The sequence below is a fragment of the Pleionea sp. CnH1-48 genome (assembly GCF_024124665.1).
In the GTDB taxonomy this organism is placed as follows: domain Bacteria; phylum Pseudomonadota; class Gammaproteobacteria; order Enterobacterales; family Kangiellaceae; genus JAMXSB01.
Map to the genome: position 1 here is coordinate 66,320 of NZ_JAMXSB010000001.1, position 16,072 is coordinate 82,391.

At 42.1% G+C, this 16,072-nt stretch carries 13 protein-coding genes and 4 tRNA genes; 1 reads left to right on the plus strand and 16 read right to left on the minus strand.

The genetic code is table 11. From position 1 onward, the window contains the following. Positions 1-68 precede the first annotated feature (68 nt). The 12 genes from NH399_RS00295 to NH399_RS00350 form a co-directional block, all read right to left on the minus strand. On the minus strand, positions 69-938 hold the full coding sequence (locus tag NH399_RS00295; protein WP_253036417.1) for a phage integrase N-terminal domain-containing protein: 870 nt from the start codon (positions 936-938) through the stop codon (positions 69-71). Between the two features lie 1,331 nt (positions 939-2,269). After that, on the minus strand, positions 2,270-4,402 hold the full coding sequence (locus NH399_RS00300) for a PKD domain-containing protein (RefSeq protein ID WP_253036418.1): 2,133 nt from the start codon (positions 4,400-4,402) through the stop codon (positions 2,270-2,272). A 297-nt stretch (positions 4,403-4,699) separates the two neighbouring features. Continuing rightward, positions 4,700-4,897: a hypothetical protein gene (locus NH399_RS00305; RefSeq protein WP_253036419.1), complete on the minus strand. Its 198-nt coding sequence runs from the start codon at positions 4,895-4,897 to the stop codon at positions 4,700-4,702. Between the two features lie 2 nt (positions 4,898-4,899). Then, positions 4,900-5,166 (minus strand): hypothetical protein, encoded by a 267-nt coding sequence (locus NH399_RS00310; RefSeq protein WP_253036420.1) that lies wholly within the window; start codon positions 5,164-5,166, stop codon positions 4,900-4,902. A gap of 207 nt (positions 5,167-5,373) precedes the next feature. After that, positions 5,374-5,460, minus strand: a tRNA-Leu gene (locus NH399_RS00315). Positions 5,461-5,471: 11 nt separating this feature from the next. Further along, positions 5,472-5,545: transfer RNA gene (locus tag NH399_RS00320), tRNA-Cys, on the minus strand. 66 nt (positions 5,546-5,611) lie between these two features. Next, positions 5,612-5,687 (minus strand) — tRNA-Gly (locus NH399_RS00325). Positions 5,688-5,826: 139 nt separating this feature from the next. Then, on the minus strand, positions 5,827-6,381 hold the full coding sequence (gene pgsA / locus NH399_RS00330; protein WP_253036421.1) for a CDP-diacylglycerol--glycerol-3-phosphate 3-phosphatidyltransferase: 555 nt from the start codon (positions 6,379-6,381) through the stop codon (positions 5,827-5,829). A 203-nt stretch (positions 6,382-6,584) separates the two neighbouring features. Beyond that, positions 6,585-8,411 carry an excinuclease ABC subunit UvrC gene (uvrC, locus tag NH399_RS00335; RefSeq protein ID WP_253036422.1) on the minus strand — a complete coding sequence of 609 codons (1,827 nt, stop codon included), beginning with the start codon at positions 8,409-8,411 and terminating at the stop codon, positions 6,585-6,587. A gap of 37 nt (positions 8,412-8,448) precedes the next feature. Then, entirely contained in the window at positions 8,449-9,096 is a 648-nt protein-coding gene (uvrY, locus tag NH399_RS00340) for a UvrY/SirA/GacA family response regulator transcription factor (protein ID WP_253036423.1), read from the minus strand. A gap of 487 nt (positions 9,097-9,583) precedes the next feature. Continuing rightward, entirely contained in the window at positions 9,584-9,793 is a 210-nt protein-coding gene (locus NH399_RS00345; protein WP_253036424.1) for a hypothetical protein, read from the minus strand. Between the two features lie 136 nt (positions 9,794-9,929). Continuing rightward, positions 9,930-11,177 (minus strand): aspartyl protease family protein, encoded by a 1,248-nt coding sequence (locus tag NH399_RS00350; protein ID WP_253036425.1) that lies wholly within the window; start codon positions 11,175-11,177, stop codon positions 9,930-9,932. A 350-nt stretch (positions 11,178-11,527) separates the two neighbouring features. Between NH399_RS00350 and NH399_RS25730 the strand changes: the two genes are divergently transcribed. Continuing rightward, a complete protein-coding gene (locus NH399_RS25730; protein ID WP_305885082.1) occupies positions 11,528-13,669 on the plus strand; it encodes a pre-peptidase C-terminal domain-containing protein in 2,142 nt (713 codons plus the stop codon). A gap of 89 nt (positions 13,670-13,758) precedes the next feature. On the opposite strand, the gene NH399_RS00365 is transcribed toward NH399_RS25730, so the two are convergent. The 4 genes from NH399_RS00365 to NH399_RS00380 all read right to left on the minus strand — a co-directional run bounded on the left by NH399_RS00365 (position 13,759) and on the right by NH399_RS00380 (position 16,072). Further along, positions 13,759-14,046, minus strand: coding sequence for a hypothetical protein (locus NH399_RS00365; protein ID WP_253036426.1), 288 nt, complete (start codon positions 14,044-14,046; stop codon positions 13,759-13,761). 685 nt (positions 14,047-14,731) lie between these two features. Then, positions 14,732-14,822 (minus strand) — tRNA-Ser (locus tag NH399_RS00370). 153 nt (positions 14,823-14,975) lie between these two features. After that, positions 14,976-15,740, minus strand: a complete 765-nt coding sequence (locus NH399_RS00375; protein WP_253036427.1) for a thioesterase II family protein — start codon at positions 15,738-15,740, stop codon at positions 14,976-14,978. A gap of 146 nt (positions 15,741-15,886) precedes the next feature. Next, entirely contained in the window at positions 15,887-16,072 is a 186-nt protein-coding gene (locus NH399_RS00380; RefSeq protein ID WP_253036428.1) for a hypothetical protein, read from the minus strand.

Here is a 16,072-nt window from a genome sequence, read left to right on the forward strand (position 1 = left end):
CAAAAAGCAGGCAGTGACTGCCAGCTTTTTGAGAAATGTTTGATTGAAGTAAGAAGTGATTAGGCGCATTACACCCCGATATAATTTGCCACCACGTTAATGCGCTCATGACCCAATTCGAGAGCTAATTCCTTTCTTGCTCTCTTGTCAATTTGCTTTTGTTCTCGGGTCAGTTCCTTCCGACGAGCACCACCCATAACCGGACAGTGCCAACCTGCCAGTTCAAAGTATCGGTCTTGGGCATACTGATGCCGCAAACCATGCGGCTTGATTAAACCAACAGTGCGCAATGCATAATAATAGTGTCTCTGATGTTGGGAATAACTTTTACTTGGGGGGATTAACGAACCTTTACCCGCAATCGCTTTCGCTTCGTTCAAAATGTCACGTTGTTGTTCGGTTCGAATTGGGACAAATCGCTGTTTACCGCCTTTGCACCAGGACGCCTTTAACCAGAGTTCACAACCTTGGTCAGCGATACCAGGTTGTATTTTTAACACTTCCTCGGTTCGCAACCCAAAAACTGCTGCCAGCTTGATACTAATACGTACATGCTCGCTTTTGACACCTTCGAGCTTGGACTCATCCAGTCGCCATGCCTTGCTCTCGTTCGTCACATACTGTCGATTCGAAATGCCATATTGTGCATTCGTTTTGTAGACCACACCTTGGCGGTCCTTCTTCCGAGCCCACCAACGAACATAGCTCATACGGGTTTTTATCGTACTCACCGCAATACCTTGAGCCTTCCAATGCTCAACCAAGGCAACAATATGCTTCGGCTTTATTGAACGCGCACGCATTTTCCGAAAGCCTAGCTCTCCCACCAAAAGCTTGCCCATCGCTTTCAATTCTCGGACACGCTTCGCTTGTGTATCAAAGCTGCCATCCTTATTTCTGTTACATAACTGAGTAAAATCAGACACGATATCTTTCATCGCCTTTCCTCCACCTTATGAATGAAGGCAAAGCATAATCCGATTAAAATACCGAAGAACGCAAAAACGTTTTATTGAATTCCTACAATTAATGAAACCTAGAAAACGCTGTGTTGAGTTTGAATGTTTCTGTGGCCGAGCAATACATTCTCGCCACCGAGTGTCATATTTCTGGTAAGTGAACATCCTCTTTTGCGTTCCGAAGAATGGGCAAAGTTAGTCAAGCTAACAACGAGGTATTCGGGCACTAATCCAACATTCAAACACCGCATAACCTTGCGGTAATGATGCGCGATTCGAAATACGCTGCCATCAAAGGGGTATCAACACCATAACGACTGTTTTCTATCGTTCGTTTACGCTCCTTATCGTTGTATCGTTAAAGTTTTTCACAATGTTTGTTCATACTGATTGTTTCTCAATAACCCACTTTTTTAATCCAGTTGGACTCTGGTTTTTCCCTATCTATACGGAAAGGATGAATTAAGTCAGCCATCAATCCCAAGGGATAGACGGATGACGGCCACAGCACGAAAATACCGAGCATTTGAGGTGGTTTGTTTTTGAAGACCATGACAACACTGACAATAGCGCTATCATTTCATTGATAGAATCAAATGATTATGTTGATGAACATCCTAATAAGGATTTTATTGATGGTTGCCTAACTTCAACAACCTTTAGAAAGGTCTGGCGACATTCCTAAAAAACTACAGCCGGATATTGAGTGATACCATACTTGATAGAGAAAAACTGAGCCTTGTAAGTATCCAACAATCGCTGATTGAATGCATTCTGGCCTATCCTAATTCAGACCAACATACCGAATCTACGAAAAACGTTTTTTTGGAATCGGTATGAAACACCCAGCTTGCTCTTTGAAGTGGCTTTCAATAAGTACTCTTAAGTAAAAATATATTTGTCAAGCCGTTAGCCATATATGACTAATACGTTTAAATAATGAATATGCTTATGAAGAAAGACATCTTTACTAAAAGGATGTCTCTAACGTTCCTGTTAGAAAAGCTTCAATACTCGACAATTGGACAATCGTTTTAATTTAAAACCAAACGGAAATTAATTAGTCCCGCAAACCAGCGGGGTTAATCATAGGACAGCAGGTTTAGTTGTGAAACACTGAGCTTTCAGAACACTAACATCACAGTTTAGTTTAAGCCTATGAACAAATATCAACTTTAACTAAAAACACAATTATCTCTAGTTAAAGTTGAACTCATAATCAGATGTTCCATCAAGCGTACAAGTGCCCAACCACTAACAAATTCCATTCTTGATAGAGCCCCGAATTATAAACTAAAACACTTTTCATACTATTTCTTAAGAGTGACAGCATTCGAAAGCAAGCCACAAACGACTCCTTTACATGCTTGTATCTGATAGTTTGTACTACCTTTTGGCAGGTCGGTATATTTAACAAGATATTGTAATAAGCTTGTCTGTGAGAACCATTGACCATCTTTATATATCTTATATCTTGTTGCATCAACAACTGGCTCCCAATAAAGCTTATAGTTTGGTTTTTGGTTTAATGTTCCCCCATCAATTGTCACTCTTAAATTCGGTTTGCTTGTAGTTATGTCGCCTTTGACCTGTATACTGACTTCTTTTCTATGCGAAAGATTTTTACTATCTGTCGCAGTTAAGAAAACTTGATAAGTGGTCTCATTAGGAGAACTGTAAGAGATTGATGAATTTCGCGAACTAGCTACCGTTTTAGGTCCGGTTTTAATCTGCCAATAGTAAGTTAATGGATCACCATTTGGGTCACTACTTTGGTTGCTATTATATGTGACGACTTGTTGTGGAGGCACTGTCAATAAGGATTCACCATTCCAAGTTGGATAGTCATCAGAGCTAATTCGCGCGGTCGGTGGAAAGTTTTTGTTCACAATATCGCTGTAATTTGCTACGTGACCAAAAAAAGTTGCCATACTACCAAAATTATCATGTGTCGAATCACCAGTTCTCACTCCATGGACATCCGACCATGAGATGCTAAGAAACCGATCAGAATACTGTGTCATATAATGACAATCTTGCCTTCTACTGTGTGGCGGTAAAACTCTTTCGCATACATAGCCATACCCAACAATTGTGGAAAAAGGACGCCATGTTCCTTTCCAGTCCATAAAGAATTCATTAATAAAAGCACGACGAGGAATAGCCCCAGGTTGAGCGTTATATTCACTATGGCCAGCGGATAATAAATGCCCAATCTCATGGCGAATATTTCTATGCATATAAGGCCCATTCCACGGATAGGACCACTTTAGATGAACAACACCTACATACCTGTTTATTGCATTGTTATCATCAATTTGTGTTGGTGGGACTGCGGCACCGTCAGTTAACTCAACTCCATTTACATACGGATTTTGTCGAAATACAATGACAATATCAAATTTTTTGTTTTTACGTAGCTCTATGATATTGGGGTCTAAAGTAGTATGGGCTAATGATAATGCATAGGAATAGGAAGTCGGGCATGCGGAACTTTGATCTCCTATACATTCAATTGTTGTTGGCGCAAACGTAAGACCTAACGCATTAGTACCTGTCTCGGTTACATAAGTAGAACTAAACATGAGGTCAGATCGATTATGACGCTGCATAATTCGATTCATCTCATTTAATATTAGTACAGACTTGTTTGACAGAGTATTAGTCGCATTTTCTAGACTTTTAAAATGCTTGATATAATTTCTTTCAGCGACAAAAAGCACATTTATCATTGTTGGAGAAGTCTTAATATTTTTAAACCCTTTATTTAATTTATACTCCTCATATATTTGCTCAGCTGTTTCCTGCTGTGTATTAACAATATATTTTTTAGGATTACCTCTCAAGCTATCGACAAAGTGTTCGGATACAATATCATTACCCGGATAATAGCTCTTTGATTCTACATTCATATTTTTCTTTGATTGCAGAACCAGTTCTTGCGCTGGATTAAAGTCATTAATATAAATATGATCTTTGTCAGAAACCAAGGTGACACTCATACCCTTTTCCGATTCAGGGCTAAAACTAATTTCCCCTAGTTGAATACGATTATCATCAGAAAAAGTAACAAAAAACTGCTCAACAACATGCTTAGAGTCAATAGTACCTGAAAGGCTGGTTTTAGAAATAGATAAAATCCTAAGTTCGTCAGCTGCAAATGAATCACTCAAAAACTTCAGCGACATACCTAAAGGCACAACCTCATCTTGACTAAACGTTATTATTGACTGTCCAGGCATTAGATGCTCAGATTTCGATTTATTAAAAAAATATAAGCGCGAAACATATTCCCTAAAATCAGAAAACACATTTCTATCGATTGTATTGCTCTGAGTATTAATTAGATCGCCGAGCAGGAGATCGTTTTTATCTCCATCCGCACTTGCACTCCCAAAATAAATTAACGACAATATCCCAATCATAAATATTTTATGTTTCATTTTTCGCTCCAGTACTAATTATTATTCCAATGCATTCCATTATTAGAGACATATCAAGCACAATTCTTGCGGGCCTCTATTTTCATAGAAAATATAGAAACGAGCCTACAATTTCAACAAACAAAATATCTCAAAAAAGAGCTAAACCATACTAAAGGATAAGCATTCTATTATTTCTAGAACTCTCAATGCTTTCAGGAGCCATCGAACTACAAACAAAACAAATCCAAATAGACACAGCGTCGGTAAAGAAAGCAATCTTGACTTACCATAAATCACTCTACAACCATTTTTGATTCAAATATTTTTAGGTTGAACAGCCAACTGTTTATTAGATATTTTATCCGCAATACTAAACACAGCTTCCAACTCTGTGATTTCTAACTCGTGCATCAGCTTAACTCTCTCTTGTTTCTCATGCTTTTCTGTCATAGCCAATGCCAGCGTTATTGGAGGCGGTACATTTCTGAAGAGTGCCTGTACTTTATCTGACATCACTACTGATCTATATTTAATACACCCTTTACGAAATTCTTTACTGCCTCACCAGAAAGAAAATCATCTTTAGGTTCGCCACCAACAGAAAAATTATCTTTTATTAAATCTCGAACATCACCAATAGTAAGCGCAAAAGAAATTTCTTCGATAAAAGGATCGATTCCGTCATCTGAATATTGAGCGTAAGCCCAGCTCATAACCTGATCAAAAGAAACCACTTTCTTATCGATTAAATAAAGCAGAACATTGTAATCCTCTGCATCCATAATTTATTTTCTCCCATGAAAAATTGATTAAGTAAAAATCCTTTAAAATATTGAATATAAAACAAATATCAAAAATGAAATGATAAAGTTAAGTCATTAAAAACACGCTCAACCTATTCCTTTAGGCCAGCTTAGAAACAACAACTAAAAGTATTAAATTTCAGGTATAAAAAAAGGCTGACATGATAGTCAACCTTTTAGAATAAATGGTGCCCGGGGCCAGACTCGAACTGGCACGGAGTTGCCTCCGGGGGATTTTAAGTCCCCTGCGTCTACCGATTTCGCCACCCGGGCTTTTAGAATAATGGAGGCTGGGGTCGGAATCGAACCGGCGTCCACGGAGTTGCAGTCCGCTGCATGACCACTCTGCCACCCAGCCTTTGTACAGTAACTATTACTGACAAGGCCAACCAAACAACCGTTATCCAGTTCTTAACCTAAAAACTGGAGCGGGAAACGAGACTCGAACTCGCGACCCCAACCTTGGCAAGGTTGTGCTCTACCAACTGAGCTATTCCCGCGTCGTTTAGTGCGGTGCATTGTACAGGCTGTAAAAAATCTGTCAAGCACCAATTTTTGTTTTTTTCGAAAACTTAGCTGACGTTTATTTTTCGTTCAAAAACAATCTGTTAGCTGCGTTTCGATGGGTGTGTATTATCCCTATATTTCTTTCGATGTCAAGTACGGCCAGGCAGCTTTTAGGTAAATAACCATAGACCAAAGTGTTAGTGCTACCGCTATGTACAAAGCCAGATAACCCAGCGGTACAAAGAATGGCCCAACCGGATCACCCAAGATCAAAAAGAAGATTGCAGAGAGCTGCATCAGGGTTTTTGCTTTACCCACAAATGCCACTTTTACGCTGGCACTTTTGCCTAATTCGGCCATCCATTCTCGCAGTGCAGAAACCGTAATCTCACGCCCGATAATGACAATCGACGGGATTGCTATCCAGGGTGTCTCATAATATTCCACGATCAAAACCAGCGAAATGGTCACCATGAGCTTATCTGCTACTGGGTCCAAGAAGGCCCCCAAAGGCGAGGTCATATTAAATCGTCGAGCAATATACCCATCAAACCAATCAGTCCACCCTGCTACAGCAAAAATTAATCCAGCTGCGAGATGGTTCCAATGAACAGGGAGATAGAAAGCCAGAACAAAAAATGGAATCATCACGATTCTAAAAATGGTCAATATATTTGGGATATTCATACCGATAGAAGCAGGCTCGATTAGTCGTCAGGTTTACGAATTGCTAGCGATCATAATAGAAAGCCAGACGATAAGAAATGGCGCGCTCCACAATAATCCTAGAAAATTAAAAACCGGAGCTTTTTTGATTATTTATCGTACAAAGCAAGGTCTCAAACTACCTCAAATATAGCAGATAGTGACAGCTCCATGCTCCTCAATTACTAATCGGATAGATAATCCACTATCTTCTGCGCCAGATCCCGATTAATTCCAGCTACTTTACATAGCTCTTCGTGCGTGGCTCGCTCTACCCCTTGCAGCCCGCCAAAGTGGCGCAATAGCTCTCGGCGCTTTTTAGGACCAATGCCAGGGATCTCTTCTAACCACGAACGAGTTCGCGCTTTTCCACGACGTTGACGATGAGCTGTAATAGCAAAGCGGTGAGCTTCATCACGAATATGCTGAATCAAATGCAGCGCTAATGAGTCAGCCGCCATAATAGACGGATGCTCCTGCTCTGGTCGGTGGATTAGCTCCTGCCCTGCCTTACGATCCGAACCTTTGGACACCCCGATACATTGCACATTCGATAAGCCCAGCTCACCCAATGCGTCTAACGCTTTATTCAACTGGCCTTTGCCGCCATCAATCAAAATTAAATCTGGTAGTGACTGGTCTTCTTTTAATAACCGAGCGTATCGACGAGATACGGCTTGCTTAATCGCCGCATAGTCATCACCAGCCTCAACATCTTCAATATTAAAACGACGATAGAGTGACTTAGCGGGCGCGCCCTGATCAAAAACCACACATGAGGCGACCGTCCCCTCACCCATCGTATGGCTGATATCAAAACACTCCATTCGATTAGGCACTTCATCCAGATCCAATGCTTTTTGTAGCTGCTTGATTTTATCTAATTGCCCCGTCTGAAGGTTCAATTTGGACATCACCGCCTGCTCGACATTACTATTTGCCAAACGCACCCAGTCTGCTCTTTCTGACCGTACATTATTGGAGACCTTAACTTTCTTATCGGCAAAATCCGACAAGGTCGCCTGCAGCAATGGAATACCTTCGTAATCATGGCTAAGTACAATCTCTTCTGGCACCTCCCTGCCCGCCATATAAAACTGCATAATAAAACTGTCAATCAGCTCAGCTTCTGTCGCATGCTTCGGAAACTTAGGGAAGTAAGACTTACTGCCTAACACTTTGCCCTGACGAATAAACAGCACAACCACGCCCGCGATGCCAGCTTTAATAGCAAATGAAAAGACATCAAGGTTACGGCGGCCACCACTGATCACTTGTTTCTCGGTCAGCTTTCTTAAAGAAGCAATCAAATCACGGAAGTATGCAGCCTGTTCAAACTCTAAAGTCTCAGAGGCATGATCCATACGAGCTTTTAATACATCAATCACCGCCTCGTTTTTACCCTGATAAAACAGACGAGTGAGTTCAACATCCTGCGCATATTCTTCTTTACTGATGTAATTAACACAGGGAGCCGTACAGCGTTTTATTTGATACTGAAGGCACGGACGCGAACGATTTTTGAAAACCGAATCTTCACATTGACGCACTCGAAACAGTTTTTGCAGCAGCGACAAACTGTTTTTAACGGCCATAGCTCCAGGAAAAGGCCCAAAATAATCACCAGGCTTCTTACGCGCGCCACGATGATAAGCCAGGCGCGGATAGTCTTCTTTGGATAGATAGACGTAGGGATAACTTTTATCGTCTCGAAACACCACGTTATATCGCGGTTTTAATTTCTTGATGAGATTGTTTTCTAACAGCAACGCTTCGGTTTCGGTATTGGTTACCGTTACTTCAATTCGCTCAATCTGTGACACCATCACTCGAGTTTTAGGCGTATTATCGGCACGAGTAAAATAGCTACTCACCCGTTTCTTTAGATTTTTGGCCTTACCGACATAAATAATCTCTCCGGCAGCATTGATCATACGATAAACGCCCGGAAGCTCGGTAAGTTGCTTTAGAAAAGCCTTAATATCGAAAGCTGAAGATTCTTGATTAGACATATATAGAAAGGGGCCAGAAACAGCCCCATTGAGAAGATTACAGTACTTTGTCGGTGTTAATTAAACCGTGCCGAATAGCCATGTGAGTTAATTCTACGTCGTTCTCGACTTTTAGTTTTTCAAACAGACGATAACGATAACTATTCACCGTTTTTGGGCTCAAACACAGCTTGTCAGATATATCTTGAACCTTCTGCCCTTGCGTGATCATCATCATGACCTGCATTTCGCGCTCAGATAAGATATCGAAGGGATCTTCGTCTTTATCATCAAAACGCTTGAGTGCCATTTGCTGGGCAATTTCGGGAGTCAGGTAACGTTTTCCGCGTGCTACCTGTTTGATGGCAATCACCATCTCTTCAATATCAGCGCCTTTGGTGAGATACCCCGCAGCTCCGGCTTGCATAAAGCGTGACGGATAGGGTTCTTCAGAATGAACACTGACTACGACAACTTTAACATCTGGATCATATCGCAACAGTCGACGCGTCGCTTCTAACCCGCCAATACCTGGCATGTTAGCATCCATCAACACAACATTAGGTACTTTGTCGCGCGCTAAGGATATGGCTTCTTCGCCGGACGCCGCTTCACCGATGATTTCAATCCCCTGTACATCAGAAAGCAAACGGGTGATGCCGGTACGAACCAGATCATGATCGTCTACAATTAGAACCTTGATCAAATCTCGACCTCTTCTATTATCATTATCAACCGGCCTTGATTTGTGCTTAAATCTTGGCCAAGGTTTTGATTTGCAAGAAAGTTTACCTGCTTACTAAAGCTTACCACGAAACTGCAATAAGGCAATCGATAATCTCTAACAAATCGCTCAAAGCTGTGAAGAATTTGGCACTCTTTATGGAATATCCAGAGATTTAACATGGCCTCTAACCTGCCCATAAATCAACTGCATTTCATAAGGTTACCACTTCTTTCACGCCAAAGACGGCTGCCACAATCGCTCTATAGCTATAATGCAGATGGTTTTGAAAACAAACATTCACAATCGAATTTGTTCTTAGCAAAATCTTGCCAGAGCCTCTTTTCTTACCCCAATGAAAACTCTCACCTGCACCAACGAATGAACAACCTTAAATCAGGCAGGCTCATTAACAAAGCGTTACTGTCGAAAACGAGATTCCGACAAGCTTATTCATGAACCTTGCCGTTTAAAATTTACGTTGAACCACGGTTTTCTTCTTAACCGGGGCCACGAGCATATAGAGAATACACAGGGGCCAAAAAAGAAAAACCGCAATAGCCCAAGCGAGCTTCTCTTCCGCTTCTGTTTTCTTCGATTTCAAAATGAAAATAAAGGGTAACAACCAGATAAAAAATAGAATAAACCCAATAAGAATCACTACGCCGGCTTCTGGCATAAAGCTCTCTCCCTGTCCTGAATACTTATCCATCCTGTATAGATACGAACTCTAAGCGAAATATCTCGACGTTTCAACTTTTTTGCCTAAATTTTTAGAACTGACTCTAAGAACTTTGTTCTTACGTCCCTCACACTTACATAGAATACCCTCTGATCTCTGTTGATGTTAAAGAGACACAGGACGCAGCCACAAAACACAGGACATATTCGCCCGGCGTGTTACTTATGCTAAGCCACTGGTCATGACTGATTGCTTCAGCTTTCACTCCATTAATAGAATAGACTTCATCTCCGACTTGAATCACTCTGTCATTCGCAGGCGAATGAGGAAAAACATAACGAACAACAAAGTTTTGATTACGCAGCTTACGCAATTCTAATCCGAGTAAATTGTAGCGAGATGAAAACTCAGAATCTTGGTATGGCGCTAGATAAAGATTGCCTTGCATGTAATCGATGGTGGTAACGTATTGCCCTAGCAACGCATTACCAATCACCCAAAAGTCATCTTCATCATCGGTATGAATAAAATTGGTTTTGACATCTTCAAGTCGAAGCTCACCAAGGTTAAAAACTGGTAAAGAAGCTCTTTTGTGCACTGTTTTGCCATTCAAACCAAAGTCAGCGGCAGTGATTTGTGTGCCCGGCAAACGAAGTTGATGATTGCCTACATAGGTAGCACTGATCTTAATATAGTGGCGACTGCCTGTATCAATAATAAAATCATGATCAACCATCTGTTTATCACCAAAATCAACTTGAGTATCAATGCTGATTTTTCCCATAAACTCATCAAAGGGTATTAGCGTTTCGCTTTTGCCCTGCTGATAAGGTTGATTGAAAACCGTGACTCGTTCAGCTTTTTTATCGAACTGCCACACGAAGTGTCTCAAAGTGTCATAACCAATCACGCCGTCATAAATGACTTCGTCTTCACGTAAAAAATAACGGCTGGTACTCACAGGCATAAACGCCACAGCAATATGCTCAAAGTCAATTTTACCAAATGATAAACGCTCCACGACGGTTTGATAAGAAGGGCTACTTTCTTCATCTCCCCATCCCGACAGAGCCAATCGATAACCTTCCTTTAGAGTTAACTGCTTCACTCGTGGGGTATCAAACAGAATCGTATAGGATGCCCCTGTATCAATCATAAACTTAAACCCATCGACACCATTAACCGAGCCATAGACATACGCTTTTTCGCCGATATAGTCGGTGACCAGATCGAATGACGTTTGAGTATGATTCCATTGAGGCAGTACATCATCGTTTGCATACTTCAAGCGCAGAGAGTTAACCACATTGCACCCGCTCAGAGAAAAAGCTACCAATATGCTCAACACCAACTTTAGTAAACGAATGAACTCGAATCTCATGGCGCCCTCTCCTCTTTTTTACCATTAATATGCCAACAATTCTCTAGGCAGGATAATGAGATGAAGTAAAATCGAGGTGAAATAACAAGACTTATCTGGCTGAGTTTATCTTACTCAATATAAAGCCTGCGGCTCTCTGATAATTTCGAGGATGCAGTGAAAAGCTCAACTTATAAACTGGAATCTCCAGCCAAGCAATTGGCACTTTCAATCATATTACCCACTGTCCCCTATGGTAGATTGAAGCTCGTTCTTAATCTCTGTGCTCAATAAAATTAAGGGTGGAGTGCAACCACATTAAGAACACAAAAAAATTACCTATAGATTATTAAAATAAAATGAGGTTGACTATGACGCTTAATAAATTACGGTGGGGGGCCTTACTCTTTGGAGTAAGCTTTTCGCTCGCATCCTACTCAGAAGCAAACCTGCCTATGCCTTCGTTGAAACATCTAAACCAACAAATGACACAGGCAGCGAAACCGATTAACTTTAGTGGTCTTATTACTAATAAAGCCATGAAAAATGCCGTGGAGATGTCAAAGTATCATCTTGTGAACCAACGCAAGATGAAGATCGAACGTGAAGGTGCCGCCTTTATTAAGATTCATTTTAGTCAATTAACACTCCCTGAAGGCATTCACATCGAAGTGAAAAGCCCAGATGGAAGTCAAGTTCATCGATATGGCAATGATAATCCTTCGCTTTACACCTTACGAGATGGCGACGATGGTAGCAGTTCCTTTTCGGCTTTGACTATCTTTGGTGATACCACCATTGTTGAGCTGGTAGGTTCGGCTAACCCAACGGCTTCTTATCACGTCGAAGTTGACTCCATTATGGAAGGGCTGCCCGAAGAGCAGCTAGAAGATCCATTTTTCAATCCATTGACTTTCGATGTCGCTCCCATGTCGACTTGTGGTGTCAACGAGCGTCGTGACGTTCAATGTTTTGCCGATTCTCATCCCACAGAATTTGAGCGTTCACGTCCAGTCGCTCGTCTATTAATTAATGGCTCAGGTTCATGTACTGCCTGGCGTGTTGGTGCTGATAATCGTTTGTTTACCAACAACCACTGTATTTCTTCGGCAACAGGACCAAGCAAAACAGAAGTCTGGTTCAACTATCAAAAATCGGGTTGTAACTCAGGCTCGACATCTGGCCGCGTTATTGTTACTGGCGACCAGTTACTTTCGACCAACAAAGATCTGGATTACACACTGTTTACTGTCAAAAAGTTTGAGCAGATACAGGCGTTTGGTCACTTTGGTTTGGATGTTCGAGATCCTGTTGAGCAAGAGCGGATCTTTATTCCCCAACATGGTCGTGGGCAGCCTAAGCAGCTTTCGATTGTCAGCGATCAAAACAGCGACGGCCTGTGTCGAGTCGACGTAACGTTGGCAGATGGCTCAGCTCCTAATACCGATATGGGTTACATGTGTGACACCATTGGTGGAAGCTCTGGCTCCCCTGTCTTAGCCGCTAGTAGCAACAACGTTATCGCCCTCCATCACTTTGGCGGTTGCCCTAATCAAGGCGTTCTCATTAATCAAATTTGGCCCAAAGTCGCCGAGCACTTTAATAATCAAATCCCCGTTGGAGACAATACCGTTGTCGAAGGCAAACCGATTGCAAGCTTTGACTACACAGCCAACTCGCTGAGTGTTTCTTTTGCAGATAAGAGCCAGGATGATGATGGCTACATTGCCAGTCACGACTGGGACTTTGGTGACGGTCAGCAAAGTAATCAGGCAAACCCCATACACACCTTTGCCAGCTCAGGGGACTATACCGTGACTCTCACGGTCACTGACAATGATGGTTTGACTGACACTTACAAACAAACCATCACTGTAGAAAACGAGTTAGATGGTCTACTGGTTCGAGACGTTCCCGTCGAGAATTTATCGGCATCCACGGGCGATCAAACAGAATTTTACTTTGATGTTCCGGCAGAAGCACGTTCGGTCTCTTTTAAAATGTCAGGCGGTAGCGGTGATGCCGATATTTACGTGAAGTTTGGCAGCAAGCCAACGACCAGTAGCTACGACTGCCGCCCTTACAAAAGTGGCAATACGGAAACCTGCTCCTTTAGCCCGGCTCAAGAAGGACGCTACTACGTTATGATTCGAGCCTACCGAAGTTACTCAGGCGCCTCCCTGGTCGCAAGCTATACCGAAGGCTCTATTGATGATGTTCGCTTTGAAGAAGTCGACCTGTCTGATCAACGTGGCGGATGGCAGCACTTCACATTAGAAGTACCAGACAATATGAGCGAACTACTCGCGACCATGTCTGGTGGTTCAGGCGATGCCGATCTTTATGTTCGCTATGGCTCACAGCCAACGACGAGCAGCTATCAATGCCGTCCTTACAAAAATGGCAACAATGAATCTTGTCGAATAACCAGCCCTAGCGCAGGAACCTGGTATATCAGTGTTCGAGCTTACAGTAGTTATTCAGGAGTCAACCTTATTGGAGAAGCCCAGTAATAGTGTTTTAACGACACCGAGGAAGGTGTCATGACTTACGGAAATCATGGCCAGCTGAACATAAAATTCAGCTGGCCGATTAACTCAAATCATTGATACAACTTGCTAGCGGTATCCTTAAGTTCTGCATTAGGAATAAACTGATCGGTAATGGTTAAGATTGAGTACAGATTGTTCTGCAACTTATCCAGCTCAATATCACCTGGCTTCAATGCCGTTTGAAGCAAGTGAATCGCCATATCGGCCAGTAATATTCTTTGTTTTTCTAACCAATCGGCATCGCCTTTGGTTGCGCTCATATTCAAATAAGCGGGCTCAACAGCACTGTGAATTTCCCAACCAGTCTTAATGAGTTTGTCGCGCTCAATATCATTCACGAAGGCAGTTTCCTATATTAAAAACGATTTTATCTGGCCGCTATTCTGTCAGATAAAAACGAGAAGTTCTTATTTTATCGACTGCCCGACATTTAATTACGGTTTAAACGGGTAAAGTAAAACAGCACTTTAACAATGAATAAAATAAATTAGATAAGCTTTTGTGAGCAAAAATATCATATAAAAAATATTTAGCAAAAATCAGCGAAGAACTTTATCTCGAATAAGATAGCGCATAAGAAAAGAACTAAATCTAAAACAAAAAAGGTCTTCACGTATGAGAACCTTTTAAATTTCATGGCTGAGAGATAGGGATGACAAAATACATTCTTACGTTTTGCCCTTCGGGCCGCCGCCATACTTGCAGCGTTCAAAATGGCTCCCGGCCATTTTGTCGAACCCTTTTTACGGGTACGAACCCTATCTTGATCTTTTATCTGTACATCGCAGATACAAAAAAGGCCCTCACGTATGAGAGCCTTTTAACTTATATGGCGGAGGGATAGGATTACAAAATATATCCCTATATTTTGCCCTTCGGGCCGCCGTCATACTTCCGGCGTTCAAAATGGCTCCCGGCCATTTTGTCGAACCCTTTTTACGGGTACGAACCCTATCTTGATCTTTTATCTGTACAACGCAGATACAAAAAAGGCCCTCACGTATGAGAGCCTTTTTACTTATATGGCGGAGGGATAGGGATTCGAACCCTAGATGGGCTATTAACCCATGCCGGTTTTCAAGACCGGTGCATTCAACCGCTCTGCCATCCCTCCAGCTGGGCGAGCATATTACAGGATCTATTTTTCGGGTCAAGCCCCAAGGCACTGAAATTCAAAAAATAAGACCACCCAATCAGTGATCAAAGGTGCTTCTTTTGCACTCTACTAACCACTCCAAGCGGTATACTGATCAAGCGCTTTGTTCACTTAGTAAGCAGAGCTGGTAGCGTATTTGGGTGCAAACATAATTCGTGTCACTAAGTTCACCATTTCTTCTGTTTGTTGCTCAAGGAAGAAATGGTCACCCTCAAATCGGTGATAGGTTAATGGCGAAGAAAACTTCTCTTGCCAAGCTTCCAATTGAGAATATTCAATGGCATCTTCGGCACCATAAAAAACACTGGTTTTAACATCAAGCGCAGGTTTGTTAACACCATCATAATGCTCAACTAATGCAAACTCAGCCTTGAGACCCGGCAGCAACAATTGAAGAAGCTCATCGTTCTCTAAAATACCGGGCGGTGTTCCATTGAGATCTTTAAGTTCATCTTTAAATCTGGCATCAGACATTTGACTGTAGCTTTCTTCAACCTCTCTCGTCCACGGGGCCGCACTGGCAGACAAAAAGAAATGCTCTGGCATCGGCAACTGCCGCTTGCGTAACTCCTGCATCAATTCAAAGCTGATCAATGCACCATTGCTGTGGCCAAACAAATAGTAAGGTTTAGAGCTTATCCATGGAATCAACTCAGGCAGCAGCCCAGCAACGATTTCTTCAACTGTCTTACAGGGAGGCTCTAACACCCTGGCACCTTTACCCGGCCCTAAAGTGGAAGCCAGTGCCACAGTCGGAGGTAAATACTCAGTCCAGGGACGAAAGGCATGCGCGTTTCCTCCAGCATAGGGAATGCATAATAGATGCTGCTCCGCTTGCGTATTGTGTGAGAGCGTTGCTAACCATTTTTCTTTCATTTGGGTAAACCCTAGTCTTTCAATGGCAACATTTTTCAGTTACCCTTTTAGCCTGTATTCTAGCCAGTTACTTATCTCAGCTGGCCACAGATAGCCACAAAAATGCAACCTTAACACAGCCCTTTTTCCCGTTCAAAAATAACAAATTAGCGCGCGACAGCGACCTGACTCATCGGCTGCATTTCTTGAGCCAAGCCCCCAAAATAAGGGTTAACCTTCTGCACGCTCAGTTTCTGTGTTACACCGAAGCCTGTTTTGTGACACTTGGTTCGATTCAGTTCTTCCCAAGGCTTAAACAACTCGCAAAAAAAATCTCCAAACAAGATTTCCAT